The sequence below is a fragment of the Flavitalea sp. genome, from assembly GCF_035489435.1.
Classification (GTDB): domain Bacteria; phylum Bacteroidota; class Bacteroidia; order Chitinophagales; family Chitinophagaceae; genus DATHKG01.
Window position 1 is genome coordinate 14709 of sequence record NZ_DATHKG010000183.1, and the last position, 17669, is coordinate 32377.

General features: G+C 41.1%; 10 protein-coding genes. All 10 read right to left on the reverse strand.

Annotation, left to right across the window (positions count from 1 at the left end):
• Window positions 1-297: 297 nt before the first annotated feature.
• A complete protein-coding gene (locus VK664_RS29240) occupies window positions 298-1026 on the reverse strand; it encodes a 4'-phosphopantetheinyl transferase family protein (protein ID WP_461402288.1) in 729 nt (242 codons plus the stop codon).
• The gene (locus tag VK664_RS29245; RefSeq protein WP_461402289.1) at window positions 1023-3452 is read right to left on the reverse strand and encodes a condensation domain-containing protein; all 2430 of its coding nucleotides are present in this window, start codon (window positions 3450-3452) and stop codon (window positions 1023-1025) included. Before VK664_RS29245 ends, VK664_RS29240 begins: the two co-directional genes overlap by 4 nt.
• 1 nt (window position 3453) lies before the next feature.
• Window positions 3454-5406 carry a condensation domain-containing protein gene (locus VK664_RS29250; RefSeq protein ID WP_461402290.1) on the reverse strand — a complete coding sequence of 651 codons (1953 nt, stop codon included), beginning with the start codon at window positions 5404-5406 and terminating at the stop codon, window positions 3454-3456.
• A 2-nt stretch (window positions 5407-5408) separates the two neighbouring features.
• Window positions 5409-6197 carry a class I SAM-dependent methyltransferase gene (locus VK664_RS29255; protein ID WP_461402291.1) on the reverse strand — a complete coding sequence of 263 codons (789 nt, stop codon included), beginning with the start codon at window positions 6195-6197 and terminating at the stop codon, window positions 5409-5411.
• Window positions 6198-6220: 23 nt separating this feature from the next.
• Complete coding sequence (locus VK664_RS29260; RefSeq protein ID WP_461402292.1) at window positions 6221-9139, reverse strand: non-ribosomal peptide synthetase; 2919 nt, start codon at window positions 9137-9139, stop codon at window positions 6221-6223.
• A 3-nt stretch (window positions 9140-9142) separates the two neighbouring features.
• Complete coding sequence (locus tag VK664_RS29265; RefSeq protein ID WP_461402293.1) at window positions 9143-10366, reverse strand: HupE/UreJ family protein; 1224 nt, start codon at window positions 10364-10366, stop codon at window positions 9143-9145.
• A 138-nt stretch (window positions 10367-10504) separates the two neighbouring features.
• Window positions 10505-14668 (reverse strand): amino acid adenylation domain-containing protein, encoded by a 4164-nt coding sequence (locus tag VK664_RS29270; protein ID WP_461402294.1) that lies wholly within the window; start codon window positions 14666-14668, stop codon window positions 10505-10507.
• Window positions 14640-14909 carry an acyl carrier protein gene (locus VK664_RS29275; RefSeq protein ID WP_461402295.1) on the reverse strand — a complete coding sequence of 90 codons (270 nt, stop codon included), beginning with the start codon at window positions 14907-14909 and terminating at the stop codon, window positions 14640-14642. The genes VK664_RS29270 and VK664_RS29275 overlap by 29 nt, the downstream gene beginning before the upstream one ends.
• Before the next feature lie 27 nt (window positions 14910-14936).
• Window positions 14937-16502, reverse strand: coding sequence for an amino acid adenylation domain-containing protein (locus tag VK664_RS29280; protein ID WP_461402318.1), 1566 nt, complete (start codon window positions 16500-16502; stop codon window positions 14937-14939).
• Between the two features lie 13 nt (window positions 16503-16515).
• Window positions 16516-17667 carry an acyl-CoA dehydrogenase family protein gene (locus VK664_RS29285; RefSeq protein ID WP_461402296.1) on the reverse strand — a complete coding sequence of 384 codons (1152 nt, stop codon included), beginning with the start codon at window positions 17665-17667 and terminating at the stop codon, window positions 16516-16518.
• Window positions 17668-17669: the final 2 nt, after the last annotated feature.

The window sequence follows — 17669 nt, forward strand, 5'->3', positions numbered from 1 at the left end:
TCGGAATCTTGAAAAGCAAGAAGAGTGGGAGAAAACATTTGGATTCAACAAAACTACTTTGCTCCGTGCGGCTCACGGCATCTGCACTGTAAATAAAAATGTAAACATTGTAAATAAGTCGTAAATAGTTGGTCTGGAAGCTGAAATCTCCTCTTCGGAAAACCCAGGTACCCCGTCGGATTGATATTACTCTCATTTATTTCGGTGATCTGCGTGGCAGTCACATTGACCGGCAGTGGCCGATTTCATATCGCAGAAGATAAGTTTGCTTCGGAGGATAGGAGATGAACTAGCTAACTAACTCACTTGCCAGTTCCAGAATTTTACTTCTTCAGGTAAACCCTCAATTGCTAAACATCCAACGAAGTCGGTCGCAGGTAACATTGAATAAAGGGACCATTTTGAAACAGCTTCCGGCTCCCAATGGGTCGCAAGCAATTTTGCGGGCTTGTCCGGTTCCAAAGAAACTTCAAATTTGTCCAAAGGAAACGAAAGTCCTTCCCCGACTGCTTTTATAAAAGCCTCTTTCCGTGTCCAACAATTAAAAAAACCGAGCGTCTGCTGTTCCGCAGGTAACGCAAGCAGATTCCGTATTTCATTTGTCGAAAAAAAATTTGTGGCAATGTCTTTAGCTTCAATATTGGGGTTCACAAATTCGACATCGATGCCAATATTGAACGTTCTTGCGAAAGCAAACAGTGCAATGTTTTGTGAATGCGAAATATTAAACTGCAAAGAATTGTTATTGGCGATACCTGGTTTGCCGAAGTTGCTGTATTGAAAGGAAATTTCTGCCGGGTTTATTTCTAGATATTTCCCGATGAATGAGCGCAACATTCCCCGGGCAGCGATAAAATTCCGGCTGTCTTTGGCGAAACGGAATTTTTCAGCCCGGTTCTTTTCATCGGGAGATAAAAGTTTTAGGAATGAGCTTTGAAAGTATTCATCAAGTTCTAAGTCAGCGCGCCAAATGTGTATTTCGTTCTCGCTTAAAATTAGGTTGTCCGGCGGGTTTAACCACATCATTTATTGGCTTTATCAAGATTATTAGCTTTATCAAGACATTCCCTTAATTGAACGGCAAGCTGTTGCACTTCGGGTTCGTTAAATAAATTGCGATGATGACCATCCACCACGTAGGTGTCGACACCGTTGAGAGCCAGGTCATTCCATTTACTGAACTTTTCGTTTTTGCGTTCATTTGAAAGAAATGGCGCACTACGGATTAAAGTGATTTTTACAGGAAGGGGTTTCCAGATATAAGCTGCACCTATTAAAGTGAGGGTTTTCAGCTTTTTCTGAAGCTGGATGGCTTGTTTGTCACTTACCAAAGAAATCCATCTCTCTCTTATTGGTTGTTTGACGCGGCCCTTCCAAATCGTTTTGATAAAACTAAAATCCAATGCCTTTGCCCTGGTTATAATTCCATTAAGCCGATCAGTATTTGTTCGTTTCTTAACCTGCAATGGTGGCGACGAATCTATCATCGCGATGATAGAAGTGGAATCCCCGGCTTCTTGTAGTTGCCTGACCATTTCCCAGCAAATTGAGATGCTGAAACAATAGGCAAGCAGTGAGTATGGACCTCTTGGTTGCACTTTGCGAATCTCTCCCAGGTAGTACGAGGCTGTCGACTCAATATCCTGGGCGGCCTGTGTGATGTCGTCGACACCAAGTCTTTGCAATGCATAAACTGGTTGATCAGAGCCTAAATGCTTTGCCAGGTCTTTGTAAAAAAACACATGTCCTCCACCGGCATGCAAACAAAAAACAGGCCGTTTAGATCCGCTTGCCCGCAAAGGAACGAGCGACGAAAATTTTGCTTCTTTATTTTCTTCAGCAATAAATTTTGAGAGCGCTTCAACTGTTCTGTGATTGAGAAGGCTGATAGGCTGTAACTTTTTTTGAAAGCGCTTTTCAATTTCCGTAAAAAGCCTGATTGCAATTATTGAAGTTCCGCCCAGGTCAAAAAAATCTTCGTTAACGCCGATCGGTTGTAAATTCAACATGCTCTCCCAAATACCGACTAACATTAGCTCGGCCTCACTCCTTGGAGCAAGATAGTTGCGATTAGCGGTATTATCTGAGTTTTCAAATTGTTTAAGCGTTTTGTTTGTCTCTAAAGGAGTCATGATGTTTCTTATCTCCCTTAAAGAATCTGATTTGTTTTCGAGGATAACTGCAAATAAATCCGATAGATTGTTAATGAACCAACTAATTTGTTGTTCGGAAACAACGGAAGAATCGTATTTAAGATGAGCTTTGATTTCCCTGAGCGGACTGACGGCTAAAGTGAGTGCATAATTGCTTGTCAGGCCGCTTTCAAAATTTTCAATCAAAACGCCACCGCCGCGAATATTTTCTAAAGGCATGTTTTCAAAAACAACCACACTGTCAAACAACAAATTGCCGCCCGCTGAACTGCTTGAATTCATAACCTCGTCCATATTACAATATTCGAACGCCCGTAGTTTCGCCTGGTGGAATTGCAGGGACTTCAACCAATCCGAAAACTTTTCACTGTCATTCAACCTGATCCGTAAAGGCAAAACATTCATGTACATGCCCGCCATCAGCGCTGCGTTTGGCAAATCTATAGAACGTCCCGAAACGATTGTGCCGAATGCAATGTCCTCACGTTCTACGCACTTGCTTAACAGGATCGCCCAAACCCCTTGAATCAGCGTGTTTAAGGTTATTTGATTTTTTTGAGAAAAGTCTCGCAATTTTTGGCTTTCGTCTTGCGAGAGTTTCAGAGATTTGGTTTGAAAATTATTTACTAAGCTCTTTTGAGACTGTGTCCGATTGCCGACCAGGGTCGGTCTTTCAAAGTCTTTCAATACTTCGGTCCAAAAAGTTTTCGACTTACCCTGGTCCTGGTTTTTTATCCAGCTTAAATAAGATTTGTATGAAGGAACGGCGGGTAAACTGGCTGCAATTTCGCCTGAAGAATACGCATCATAAAATGCCAGCAGGTCCTGCAAAATAATTGAAGCAGACCAGCCATCCACCAGGATATGATGACAATACCATAGCAAAATGTGTTTATCTGCGGGCAACCTGATCAATAAAATTCGCAGGACAGGTGCTTTGGTTAAGTTTAATGATGCTGACGCATCGGAATTTGTTAGTTCGTCGAATTTCGTTTTTTGTTCAGACTCTGAATTTTCCGACCAGTCATGGAAAGTAAAAGGAAACAGGACTTCTTTATGGACTACCTGGACAGGCTTTTCCATGTTTTCCCAATGCACAGAAGTTCGTAAAACCTCATGTCTTTGGATCGTCTGTCGCCAGGCGTTTTGAAAGGCTTCAATATCTATCTTTCCTTTCAGAACACATTTCACCCGCAAAAATCCCTGGTCAACACCTTCCTGTAAGCTGTGAAAAAGCAAGGCTTGCTGAAGAAAATTCAGCGGGTACATGGCTTCAACCTTCGCTTTAGCTACCTGCATTTTAATTAATCTGGTTTAATAAAGTATCGAAATCATCCTGACTCAAATCCGCTTCCGGAAAATCGGAAGGAGAGTACTCACTCGCTTCCTGACTCGAGCAATGCTCAATCAACCGGCGAAGCGTAGATTCGAAAAGTCCGACTAAATTTTGAATGGCTTCCGGTTTATGAAATTCTTCGCTAAAACTAAATAGTAAATTCAAGCGCCCTTCCTGGATGAATGCATTTATTTCCAGCAAGTGATGTCGTTCGCTCCTCGGGGACCGAACGCCCTTCGAGATGAATTTACCTTTGCCTAATACATCGGAATCATACAATGTTTGATTGCCCAAAAAGTTAAAAATAACCTGCGGCTTTTGCGTTAGTCCATCCAGTTTTTTCAAGTAGCGCAGAACTCCAAATCCAATCCCTTCATTCGGAATGCTTCGCAGTTTTTCCTTGATGGAAATGATGCTCGATTTAAGGCTTGTGCCATCTTCAATTTTCAGCGACACTGGAAAATAGGTCGTGAACCAACCAACAGTATTGGTTAAATCAACTTCATTGTATTTTCGACCGTGTTTTTCTAATCCTAAACAGAGACTCTTGATATTAGCCCATTTTTCAAAACCCAACATCAAAGCGGCAATTAATAGCTCTTCTGTCTTTGTATGATAAGCTTCATTTGAATTTCTGAGCAACTTTTCCGTTGCCGCCGAATCAATTTCCAGAGCCAGGGTTTTAATGCTTTTTTCAACTATCGGCAAATGAGAATCGATATCGGTTGGAATTTGCCCGGAATAATTTTGCTCTTTCCAAAATTCAATTTCGTCGTCGAATCCGCTTGATTTTGAAAGTTCGATCAGGTGATTGCCCCATTTAGGGTAGGAAGTTGTTTTTGAAAATAAAACAATTTCTTCATCTCTACTTAATTGGACGTAAATCGATTCCAAATCCGACACCAAAATTTGCCAGGAAATATTATCAACCACTAAATGATGCGCGATTAAGAGCATCTTACTTTGATAACCCAGCCCGCATTTAACGAATAATGTCTTAAACAGTCCGGATTTAGAGAGGTCTTGATTTGTTTGTAATTCGGCTGATTTCGCTTCGATCGTGGAATCCATTTCAAGGGTTGAAGAACCGGTTAGATCGATCGAACTGAATGCATTAACTTCTGGATGTTTGGTAACAAACGCATCCCAGCTTCCTTCTGTTTTTTCAAAACGCAGCCGCAAAGCATCGTGATGTTTAACCAGGTATTCAATGCTCTTTTGAAGTATGTCCGTATTTAGATTTCCAGGAACATCAAAGATCATCGCCTGGTTCCAATGGTGCGGAGCGTTTTTATGTTCTTCGAAAAACCAATGTTGAATTGGCAACAAAGGAACATTGCCAACAATTTTTTCTTCGGTTATATTTCTGTTCTCCGTTTTAGCAAATAAAGCCAATTCGGAAATTGTCTGATTTTCGAACATTTGATTAGGGGCTAGAAATATCTCTTTCTGCCTTGCTTTTGCGACGATCTGAATACTCAAAATTGAATCACCCCCGATCTCAAAAAAATTATCGTGAACTCCGATAGGACGAAAGCCTAAAACTTCTTCCCATATTTCGACGAGTTGTATTTCAACTTTAGTTTTTGGAGTGGAAACACCTGTTTTAGAAAATGAAGACTTTTCTTCAACCGGCAATTTCAGTGAATTCAGGTCAATCTTGCCATTTGGTAATCTGGGCAATTCGTCTAATTGAACGAATTTAGACGGAATCATATATTCGGGCAGTTTGTCCTTCAAGCCCTGGCGCAAGTCATTTGTTTCGATTGGTCCATCCGCCACCAGATAGGCAGCGATGCATTGAGTTGAATTGCTTTGTCCACTCGTATTCGTTGTATTATCAGCGCCGATCTGCCTTGCAAGCAAAAGCATTTGCTGCCTGGAAAGCCGGTTAATTCTTTCTTGAAAGTCACTCATAATTACTTGACGGCTTTTACAATTACCATGGAGTCCGCCCACCACGTATCGTTTATATCATCAGGAAGTTCCAAATTGATCACCTTTAGCGAAACAGACGAAAAGTGTTTAAAAAGAGCACGTTGATGACCGCGACCCAGTGAATCGATTTCATTTGAGAAATAAGTAAGACCACCACCGGGACGCAAATGTTTGGCCGCCGCTTCAAAAAAATGTTCGGCGAAAGTCGCTCTCCCATGAACGTATTTCATATACTCTTCTTCATTGAGGGGATATGTATGAAAAAAAATCCCGTCAAAGAGCCCCAGGTCATCGATCGTATCCTGCCATAAACCATGCACGAGGTTTATTTTGTTTTCTTTAAACAACTCTTTCCATTCGAAAAATCTTTCAACCACAGAGTCGTTACATTCGATTATTGTATGCGAGAGCACGCTTTGCTCCTGAATTAAAGTTGCCGAAACGCCGTAACCAAAACCGATTTCTAATATATCACCGTGTGATTCCGTTACAACTTCTGCCATTGCCTGCATCAGCGGAATCTGCCATTCTTCCATTATCTCTTCATCGGAAAGAATTTTTTGTGTTCGGTCTTCTAAAGCGAGCTGAAGTTTCCCAGGTACGAATCGTACCGCTAATTTATCCAGTGCCTGAAGGTTGTCGCTGAATTCAGTTAAAGCATTATTTAATAAAGCATTTCGCTGTGCATCCCGGGGCGGACGAATAAAATCCTCGGTTTTTATCTCGAGAACAATTTCGAAATTTTCTGTTCTTTTAATTTTTTTCGTCATAATGCAACTTTAAACTGCTTCACTTAATTTATCATAAACTCTATCTCCCGGTCTGATAGTTTCTCAACAGTCTTCAGCATTTCATCCGCCTCTTCAAAACTCATTTTCTTTAAATGAGTTAATAAACTTTCCGCCATTTTTTCATGCCCGGCCGCAGTTTTTTGTACGGTTTCGAGTTTTACAACGACCTCCCGGACTTTATCATTCTGCTTAATGGCTTCCTGTATTTCTCCGAGTTCGACCCGGTAGCCGCGAATCTTTACCTGATTATCTATTCGTCCTATAAACTCGATCGTTCCGTCGGATCTATACCGGCATAAATCACCAGTTCTATATAATTTGTCCGAAGATTCAGGATTGAAAGTGTTTTGAATAAAGTATTTGTTTGTTAGCTCCGGATTGTTAAGATACCCTTTCGCCACGCCTTTTCCACCAATGAATAGCTCCCCCGAAACACCGATCGGAACACGATTTTGATTTTCGTCTAAAATATAAATTTGACAGTTGGAAATCGGTTTTCCGATCGGCACGTTTAGTTCCGATTCTGTGGGAGTGGTTTTGTAGACGGTTGCCCAAACCGTGGCTTCAGTCGGACCATATTCGTTGTAAAGCTCAACATCCGGCAACAACTTAAAATGTTCATTACATAAAGCTTTCGGACAAGTTTCCCCGGCGACAATGATCGTCTTGAAGGTATCGAATACCTGCTTCGGAAGATTTTTAATCAACGTTTGGTAAAGCGTTGGTAAAAGGAGCGTGTGGGTTATTTCTTCGCTGATGAAAATTTCGCTAAGACTATTCAAATCCTGCTCCGTCCGGCGTTCTGCCAATACCAATTTTCCACCCGCCAGTAGCGTCCAAAAAATTCCAGCCACTGAACTATCGAAGGAAAATGATGACATTAAGAGGAAGCTTAGGGGCTGATTCGGATAAAAATCAAAACGAGACGTCGTCGAATTAGTAAGGTTTTTATGAGTCACGCAAACGCCTTTCGGTTGTCCTGTGCTGCCTGAAGTATAAAGCACATAGGCTAAGTCTTCTCCGTCAATTGCGTTAGGCAGGATCGGCTCTTCTGAACTTTCGGAAGCGATGATTTCATCAATGGTTCGCAAACTGACCGAATGATCTGAAAGTAAAGACAAAAGATGTTTCTGAGTCAGCACAACGGTAGCGGACGAATCTTTGAGAACAAAATCAAGACGTTTTTTAGGGTACTGGGCATCGAGCGGTAAATAGGCCCGTCCCGCTTTTAAAACACCCAGGATTCCGACGACCATATCGATCGAAGGTTCAGCCAATAACCCGATTGGCTGACGTTTATCCGGATTTGATTTCAGGAGATAATTGGCCACGGAATTTGCCTGCCGGTTTAGTTCCCCGTAAGTTATTTTCTCTTTTTGAAATGATAATGCAGGTTTTTGAGGTCCTGATGCGACTTGTTCGTTAAACAATTCAATTACTGAATTCACTTTTGGTGTTTCAGTATTCGTATCGTTCCATTCGGAAAATAATTTCAATTCATGATCAGTGATCATGGCTAATTCCGAAATCGGTCGGTTTGAGTTTTCGACTATTTCTTCGAGCAGCTTTCTCAAATGACCATGCATTCGTTCGATTGTTTCTTCAACGAACAGATCTTTTGAATACTCAAAAATCGCAGTGATTTCACCCGCCTTTTCTGCAATGAAAAGTGTTAGATCAAATTTTGTCACGCCGAAATCAAAAGGCTCGTGCCCGATGACTAAATCTTTTCCAAAGTCAGGCATTTCAGGAACGTTATGGTAGATAAACATTACCTGGAAAAGTGGATTATGATTTAGATAGCGTTCAGGTTTCAAAGATTTCACAAGCACTTCAAACGGCATATTCTTATGAGCAAAGGCGGCTTGTGTCGTTGTCCAGACATTTTCCAACAATTCAATGAACGTCGGATCATTTGATAAATCAGAACGCAAAACCAGCGTGTCGTCGAAAAAACCTATAAGATTTTCGAGAGCGATCTCATCTCTGTTTGTAAAAGGCGAACCGACGAGAATATCGGTTTCGCCTGTATAGCGTTTTAGTAAAATCTTGAATGCCGTAAGGACCACTGTATAGAGCGTTTTGTTTTTTTCCCGGCAAAAGTTTTTTAGCTTGTTTGAAAGTTCGATCGAAAATTTTTGGGTGGAATAGGCTCCGCGGAATGTCGGTCGGTAAGGTCTTGGAAAATCTGTCGGCAACTCAAGAAAAGTTAAGCTGTCTTGCAATTTGTTCTTCCAATAGGCAAGGTTTTCAGCGTTTGGCTTTTTTAAACCTTGCGAGTATGCGTAGTCCGCATACTGAATTTCCAAAGGCGAAAAATTCACTTCCTCGCCGTTGGCCAGTTTCCGATAATATCCGGCAACTTCGTTCTGCAGGAGTTGCATTGACCACTTGTCCATGATGATATGGTGCAACGTCAAAACAACCAGAAACTCATCTTGCTTCAGCCGCAAAATCGAAATTCTTGTCAAATATCCATCGGGCGACTCTAAAGATTTCCTCGCTTCTTTAATAGCTAAATCCCGGTAAACATTTTCAAGATCTGATTCGGGCATGCCCCTCAAATCATGTTCAGAAATTTCAAAAAGCGGCTTATCATTTACTTGTTGAAAAGGCCGTCCATTTTCAAATACAACTTTTGTTCGCAAAATATCATGTCGCTGAGCGGCAAATTCAAAACTCTTTACTAAATGTTCAACATTCAGTTTTCCTTTTAACTTGTAAGCGTCGGCATAATGGTAAAAGGGATTTTCGGGGTAAAGCTGCTGCAAAAAAAGCAAGCGTTGTTGTCCCAAAGAAAGCGGCGCCTTGATGCCTTCCGGACGCGGCTGAATGCCTTTCGGGGCGTCAGTCTTTTTTTCCCTATTAAGCCACTTACTCAGTAACGAGTTTTGATTAGATTTTTCTGAACCTGCCGGCATAAATTAAAGCCCTACAATTTTTTTGATAGTTCTGAAGAACGTTAAGTCAACATTAAAGGCGCGTTCGATAAACCAATATAGCGAAAAGAATATAAGGATTATGGAGCCGAACACACGGATTTTTGGATACAAAAATGTTTTGCGTAATAGGTACAAAATCGGGAACACCAGAAGAATTATTGCCAATTGACCGATCTCAACGCCCAGGTTAAAACCAAATACTGAAAGCCCCAGGTAATTTCCAGGAAGCCCTTTTTCAACCAGAACGCTGGCGAAGCCAAAACCGTGAAACAGTCCGAAGCCGAAAGCAATAAGCCATTCTTTTCCCGAGAAGAGAGGGTAAATGTTGTGAATTGCAGCGAGCGAAATAGAGATCGCAATAATTGATTCGATCAGTCTGGGAGGCAGGCTAATTATCTCAAATGCTGCCAGGCATAAAGTGATCGAATGGGCGATTGTAAAGAAGGTGACAATCTTTACTACGTTTTTGAGGGCAGGTTTAAGTCTTTCGACCGGTATCCACACGCTGTTATCGGACCCGCCCGGATGAATCCCGTCTTTGGAACGCAATTTCAAGACAGAAGGTAAAAGCAAAGCCAACAGAAATAAAATGTGATCAAATCCGATCCAAATATGCCAGATTCCCGATTGGACCATTACCCAGAGCGAACGCAGCATAAAACCTTCTGTTGTCAATAGTTCCTGCCTGGTTTTACCCGGTGAAAACTCAAGAGAATACATTGATTCGTTGTTAGCTAATCCCGTATTCTTGTTTTCTTCAATGACGAGCAGGGCAGTGTGTCCGGAAATTTCTTTGAGAAAAGCTTCGTATTGGACATTGAGTTTTTCGGGAACTTTTTTTACTCCTTCGAGTTGAAATTTCAGCAAAACAAAGTCCCCGAAATTTTCTGCTCTTAAAATATCCGGCTCAGTAAATCGTATTTGATAATCGCCTTCCTCCACAGAATTAAATGAAGCGTTTTGCAGTAAATATTCCTGAATTTTTGAAAGATGCGGCGCTAAATCTTCTTTTGTCAGTCCGACTTTTAAGTGCAGGCCGAAAACCTTGTTTAAATCCCAGGTCGATATCTCAAAATGTCCTGCGACGGAGTTTTTCTGAATTTGAAGATAAATGTAGCTCTGATCCGGAAAATGTGCCAGGGCCCTTGAGTGAAAAGCCGTGATAAGCAAAAAACAAAGAAGTACCTGTATTTTAAGAGTTTTCATCCGTTCTTATTATTTTTTTATCTGTCGGATAGCTTGTCCCGCCTTAGCGGGAGAACATCCAGCGAACACGCCCCTGTATGTAATATCCTTTACATGGATGTTTCATAATATCTTATCTCGTCGAATCGTCAAAAAAAATTACCTGTTTAATTCTGCCAGCATCATTGAGATTGACTTTTCAATATGGTCAGCTAGTTGTGATATGGTTGAACTTTCGAAAACGATATTAACTGGTAATTCCAAATCGAAAGCGTTGTTTACCCTTGACGTGATCCTGATGGCAGCCAGTGAATTGCCACCTATTTCAAGAAAATTATCGTGCACGCCTGGTTTTCCTATTTGCAAAACTTCCGACCAGATTTCTGAAAGCATTTTTTCAAATTCCGTTTCAGGTGCAACGTAATCGGTATTTACTTCTTTGGAAATGACTGCCAGATTCCGCAAAGCCTTTCGGTCAACTTTTCCATTGTCTGTCAGGGGGAATGATTCCATCTGTTTAAAGTACGTTGGAATCATATAATCCGGCAGGTAATTTTTCAGACTATTTCTTAAATCGCTAGTAGAAATCTCAGCATCGGCAATATAATAGGCGACGAGATTTTTATCAGTATTGACATCTTTCGAACTGTACCCGATTTCTCCCAATATCCGTGTTACTTCATTTTCATCAATTTCCTCGTTTATTTCATCTAAAGACACTTCCCGGGTTTTGTGCCCCATCCGTACATCCCAGCTGTAAGGAAATGCATAATTACTGTAGCCGCGCTCTTTTTTGTGAACATAAATGCCGACCTGGTTGATCAGGCAATTCGTCGAACGCCCTGTATCCGATGGACGGATCCATGGAAGGTGTTTGTCCAGGTAATTCATCATCTCCTCAAAATCAACATCAACAAATCTGTAGAAATCCAGGAATTGAACTTTTTCAAAAACGGAATCTTCATTGAAAATCGAAGTGTCCAGTAACCTTTTTACCGCATCATCTACCCGGTGATAGGATTTACGTGCTTCGAGGATGGTTTTATCAATTGTTGCGATATCATCTTTCCAGAAAAGTTCTTCGGTGAGGCGCGTTTCAAAAAACTGCCCTCTCGAAAGTCCCGTAACGATAAAAGGAATTTTCTTATTGAAGGCAACTTGGGTACTCAGGGTGTAAATCGTCTTAAAACATCCGTTGCAGACATTGCTGTACCTTTTCAGGCTATCAACAAAAATCTCATTCATTGCCGGGGTTTCGCCAAAGACATGATCAACACCCAGAACGTTCACTACCCGCCTGATATTCGCTTTCGCCGACTCTGAAATATAGCCGTTATCCAAAGTAAAAGCGAGAACGCTGACTCCCATTCCCACTAATTTAGCAAGCGCATAGGTACTGTCTTTGCCACCGCTTAAGAGTACCAGGCAATCATATTCACCCTTTCGTTCGACTTTTACGTTATCAAGTAGTTTTTGCAGATCGGCCGGAGCTTTGAAATATTTTTGAGCATTTTGCCGGTAATGTTCAAATGAAAGACAGTAATTGCAAACGCCCTTTTCATCAAACTCCACCTGCGGATAATTTGAAGGCAAACCGCATCGGATACAATTTGTAACCGACTCAACGGACACGGATCTTTTGCCGTTAATCATTTCAACCACACAATCTTTTATTCCGGCGTGTTTTGACAATGCTGATTCGATTTCGCCAAGTTCGATACGAATTCCGCCGATTTTAACCTGTTGATCTTTTCGCCCTAAATATTCAATTTGTGCTTCTGAATTCAAACGGGCTAAATCGCCTGTATCATAGATTTTTGTTTCCGGCTGAAAAGGGTTCGTCAGGAATCTTTGTTCGGTAAGTTCTTTATCATTCCAATATCCAACTGATAAACCATCGCCCGAAATAAAGAGCTTTCCTACTCCGCCTTGCGGAACCGGGTTTAGATTTTCGTCCAGAATATAAGCCAGCATATTTGCAATTGGTTTACCGATCGGGACAGAATTTGATAAATCGTTTGATAAATCATAACGATGCACAATGCAACCAACAGTCGCCTCTGTAGGACCATATTCGTTGTATATAGCTATTTCGTGGTGAAATGATTCAACTATACTTTCAGCTAAATCCCGTTTGAAATCTTCACCGCCAACGATCATCGTTCTAAGACGGGAATTCTTAAGATCACGCTCTTTTAGCAGGCCTAAATGCGATGGTGTTAATTTTATGACATCAGCCCGGTTGTCTTCTATAACATCAAAAATCGCCAAATCGGGTCCCGTTTTACTTTCTTCATAAATTATGATCGAAGCGCCGAATGTCAGGGGAACAAAAATCGATGTAACGGTTAAATCAAAATCTATGGTCGTAAACAATGGGAATGTAGCCTGATCGGTTATTCCATATTCTTTCCCTGCCCAGTTTATATAATTAGCAAGAGCGAGGTGCGAAATTTGAACGCCTTTTGGCTGACCGGTCGAGCCGGAAGTAAACATTATATAAGCGAGTGCTTCCGGCATAATCATTTTATCCGGATTCGCTGTTTTATGTTCTTTGATACGGTGCCAATCGGCATCAAGTCGTAAAACAGGAACCTGTAAATCGTCGATGTCGGCAGCAAGACTACTATTGCTTAAAACAATTGCCGCCTGCGACTCTTTGATTCTATCGGCGACACGACCGCGCGGGTTATTGGCAGCGATCGGAACATACGCACAGCCCGCCTTAAAGGTCGCAAGGATGCTTATAATCAGATCCACAGAACGATTGAGATAAATTGCAACCCGTTTTCCAGCTGTGATTTCTTTTTCAATTAAATAGTTAGCCAGCTGATTGGATTTTTCATCCAAATCGGCATAGGTTAACTTTTGTGTTTTATCCGAAACAGCTGTTTTTTCTGGATTCTTTAGAACCTGGATTTGAAAAAGTTCAAGAACATGTTTGTTCTCTACTTCTTTATGGTTGTTAAAATCGATGACGATTTGCTGAAATTCGGCCTCGCTTAATAAAGAAGCCTGCCCGATCGATTGATGGGGATTTTCAATGAAAGCGTCGAGAAGTTTTAGAAAATGATTCGGAACCGTGTCAAACATTTTTTCGCTGAAAACTGCCAGGTTCAGATCGAAATAGAGCTTTATAGAATCAGAATTATCATTGTAAACATGAAGCCGGAGATAATGGCCGGAATCCGAATGATCCGGATGGTGCCAAACAGCTTCACAAGGAATTCCATTAAAATCCGGAAAATCTGTAATTATATAATTGAGAACAACATTAAAAGCGCGGTTTAATTTTGGTGAGCTGGCTCCTGGTTGAGCGTTCCGCAAAAATTCATATGTTTTGTTGCTGACGCGCTTGAATAAGGAAACAAAGGTGTCTTCATTTTTTATTTCAGTGGTGAAAGGAAAGAACTCAATAAACAATCCCGGCGTCTCTTTAAAATCCGGTGTAGATCGGTTATGAACCGGAGTTCCGAAGGCTATATTATTTTGCTCATTGCTTATCCGGGCCAGGTACACAGACAGGACCGAAGCAAAGATGTTGAAGAGGGTAAGCTGAGAATTCAGCAGGCGAAAGTCCTTTTCTTTAGCTATTTCGAGCAGCTTTTCTGTTCGTTGTTTTCCTAATGGAAGAGAAACCCTTTTAGAAAAGGTCGTGTTCTTTTCAACACTTTTCCCGTATAACTTTAAATTGTTCGGGACAGACTGTAATTTCTCCTCCCAATATGCCTTTGTTGCAGCATTTTTTAAATTAAGCCTGTTTGTCTTTTCATATTCAACGTAGTTTTGAAATAGGGGTATCTTAATATCCGTGGTTGTCGCCCCTTCTGCCAGGCGCCTATAAATCTTAGTAAATACTTTGTATAGAACAGCTACCCCGGAAGCGTCACAGATTAAATGATGTTGATTAAAATACCAGGTAAATTTATTGTCTGGCATGTTAATTAAAACCGAATCAAAAAGTGGCTTTGATAGTTCAAAGCTCTTCTTCATCCTTTCATTGAGCCAGGTCTGAAATTGTTCGTTTGAATCTTTTTCCTTTGAGAAATCCAGCAATTCGACTTTGTAAGAAACTGAATCAAGGAGTTTTGTTTGCGGAATGTCGTTTATAGACTCAAACACAGTCCGCATTGAATCACTTTTATCAATCAATATTTGAAATGCCGTTTGAAAATGAGAAACATTAATTTCGCCGGCCAGCTCAAAGGTGAAGGGAGAATTATAAAGCGGGACATTCGGACTTAATTGCTGTCCTGTCCAAATCAAAAGTTGACTTTGCGTCAAATAAGATAAATTATTGAGGGCTTGGTTCATTATCGACATGCTGACATTCTACATAGTTCGTAATCGCTTTAACATCCATAAAATTCTCTATGACGATATCTTCAGGCGGAATTTTTATATGAAAGGTTTCTTCAACAAAACCGACCAGTCGCATCACACCCATCGAATCTAATAAGCCGCTACCCAACAAATCATCTTCAGGCGTTAGTTCGATTTCGCCTTTTCCAGTAAGCAAATTGTCCTGAATATACTTTATAATTATTACCTGATTTGAATCCATATTGTCTTTGTAACGTTAGGCAGTATACTAGTTTTTTAGCTCTTTGTAATCGATCTTCCCCGCCGGAGTTCTCGGAATTTTATCGCTAAAATATACTCTTCGCGGAAGGGCATAGGCTGGTAACCTGGCGGCTAAAAATTCCTTTATGTTTTCCTCGGTTTCACGACCTGAATCGCTGAGTACAACTATTGCCTCGACAGCCTGATCTTCTTCGTTTTTTATATTGTAAACCGCCGTTTCTAGTATATACGGGTGAGAAATTAAAACAGATTCAATTTCATCAAGTTCAATTCTGTAGCCGCGAATTTTAATCTGCCTGTCTTTTCTTCCGGCAAACATCAATTGCGCGTCACTTTTTCGCCAAACCAGGTCGCCGGTTCGATAAAATATTTCGGCTGCATTCGGAAACTTTTCTCTTCTAAAAAAAGCTTTTTGAGTTAATTCGGATTTACCCCAATAACCCTTCATCATGGTTGCCGTGCGCACCAGGAGTTCGCCGGTATCACCATCGCCAACTTCCAAATCATTATTATCAATAATCAAAACCTCTGTATTATTCCAGACATACCCCAGCGGAATTGCGTTGTCTTTTTCGGGCAATTCCGAAAGATGAAAATAGGTGCATTGATTTACTTCCGCGGGGCCATAGACATTAGAAAATACAGCCTTGTCCCATAACTTCATTAAACTTCGTAAATGTTTTGCCGGAAAAGGTTCACCACCAAAAAGCACCCAGCGCAGAGAATCCAATTTTCTGCCCTCCAGGGCACCTCTTTGTAGCAATTGGATAAGGGCTAACGGCACAGAATACCAGATAGTGATTCGTTCTTTTTCCATCAACTGCGAAAGACTTGCCGGGATTAATTTATGACTTTCGGGAATTAACACAGTTGTTCCGCCGGCGAGCGGCATCGTAAAATAGCCCATCGTTGAAATATCAAAATGCAAAGGCGAGTGATTAGCTAAAATATCAGTTGGTCTCACATCATATAAATCCATGGAAAGTTTTGCATATGCTAATCCGCTACGATGTGAATGCATAATACCTTTAGGCGTTCCGGTGGTTCCCGAGGTATACATTATATAAGCTAAATCATCCTCCAACATTCGAACAGAAACAGTTTGAGATGGACTTATTTGCGCAATTTCTTCCCAGGAAACTGTTTTTACCGGGAGCTTTTCGTCGATTCCAATCACAACTTCAAGCGAAATATTTTCCTGCAAAACTTTTTTCAAAGAACGGCTTTGTTTTTTCCCGCTGATGATATGTCTGATGCCGCAATCATTTATTACATAAGCTATCCGGGCAGGCGGAGCATTTGAGTCCAATGGAACGAAAACTGCCCCGGCAGACATAATTCCATAAACAGCAATTGCTGTTTCCAAAGAGGAATCTAAAAAAACACCTACCCGGTCGCCGCGTTTCACGTCAAGTTCAGTCAGCATGAAAGCCAATTGATTTGAACGCGTTACTAACGCTGAAAAAGTTAACGACTCATTTTCATATCGAAATGCAACATGATCGGGAAATCGATTTGCCGAGTTTTTTATGATTCCAGGTAATAAATATATCGTTTCTATAATGCTAGAAATTTTTAAATCGTTTTTATAATCCTACCATTTTTGCAATAATATTTCTCTGTATATCCGAGGTGCCGGCATATAAAACGCCTCCGACCGCATCTCTCAGGTCTCGTTCTGTTCCGTAATCGACCAGGTAGGCATTTCCACCTTTATTTCGAATGGCATCCAAACTTGAAGCCACGAAACTCTCGCTCAGATGTAGTTTCAACATGGCTGCTTCAAGCATGGCGGGTTTGTTTTGTTTTTTTAACCAAGCCATTTTATAAAGCAACAGCTTTGACGTTTCGATCCGAAGCTTCATATCGGCGATTCGGTTTGAAACTGATTGAAAACTTCCTATTACCTGCCCGAATCTCTTATGGTTTTTTGCAAATTCGATTGATTCTTCAAGTTGTCGTTCCATGGCACCTAAACTGCCGGCGAGAATGCAGCAACGGTCATACTCAAGCGAATAATTAGAGATACTGAAACCTGCCCCTTCTTTTCCCAGCCGGTTTCCTTCGGGAACAAAGCAATTTTTGAGATTTATTTCACCAATCGGAACGGTTCGTAATCCCATTTTTTCCCGCACCGGGCTGGCTTCATAACCTTCTGAATTTTTTTCAACCAAAAAAGCGCTGACGCCCCATTTGCCTAATTTAGGATTTACATTGGCAAAAACAATGGCCATATCTGCAATTGGAGCCAAAGTCACAAGGCATTTCTCGCCATTTAGAATATAACCGCCGTCTTTCTTTTCGGCAGTCATCTTCATATTAAATCCGTCCGAACCCGATTCTGCTTCAGTTAAAGCGTGAGCTCCCAACCACTCACCATTGGTTAATTTTGGAAGAAACTTTTGCTTTTGCTCTTCAGTTCCAAATAAAACGATTGACATCTGAACTGTCCACATCTGTGCGTTTAATCCCAAAACTAAACCGCCATCTTTGCAGGCAAAACCCAATGCCTGCATTGCCAGGACACTGCGTAAGATGTCGACCTCAGGAAGCTTGCCACCGAACCTTTGTGGAGTAGCTAAACCATGTATTCCGAAATCTGCACATTTTTGCCACAGATCACGTGAGAAGATCCCTTCTTTATCTCTCGTAATTATGTCATCATTCAATTCGCTTTTTGCAAACTGGATGACCTCATTTCTAAAGTTTAAATCTTCTTCCGACCAGGAAAAATCCATTG

Excerpts from the sequence above, each read along its gene's own strand:
- VK664_RS29240 (WP_461402288.1), bottom strand. The coding sequence starts at position 1,026 with ATGATGTGGTTAAACCCGCCGGACAACCTAATTTTAAGCGAGAACGAA.
- VK664_RS29245 (WP_461402289.1), bottom strand. The coding sequence starts at position 3,452 with ATGCAGGTAGCTAAAGCGAAGGTTGAAGCCATGTACCCGCTGAATTTT.
- VK664_RS29250 (WP_461402290.1), bottom strand. The coding sequence starts at position 5,406 with ATGAGTGACTTTCAAGAAAGAATTAACCGGCTTTCCAGGCAGCAAATG.
- VK664_RS29255 (WP_461402291.1), bottom strand. The coding sequence starts at position 6,197 with ATGACGAAAAAAATTAAAAGAACAGAAAATTTCGAAATTGTTCTCGAG.
- VK664_RS29260 (WP_461402292.1), bottom strand. The coding sequence starts at position 9,139 with ATGCCGGCAGGTTCAGAAAAATCTAATCAAAACTCGTTACTGAGTAAG.
- VK664_RS29265 (WP_461402293.1), bottom strand. The coding sequence starts at position 10,366 with ATGAAAACTCTTAAAATACAGGTACTTCTTTGTTTTTTGCTTATCACG.
- VK664_RS29270 (WP_461402294.1), bottom strand. The coding sequence starts at position 14,668 with ATGTCGATAATGAACCAAGCCCTCAATAATTTATCTTATTTGACGCAA.
- VK664_RS29275 (WP_461402295.1), bottom strand. The coding sequence starts at position 14,909 with ATGGATTCAAATCAGGTAATAATTATAAAGTATATTCAGGACAATTTG.
- VK664_RS29285 (WP_461402296.1), bottom strand. The coding sequence starts at position 17,667 with ATGGATTTTTCCTGGTCGGAAGAAGATTTAAACTTTAGAAATGAGGTC.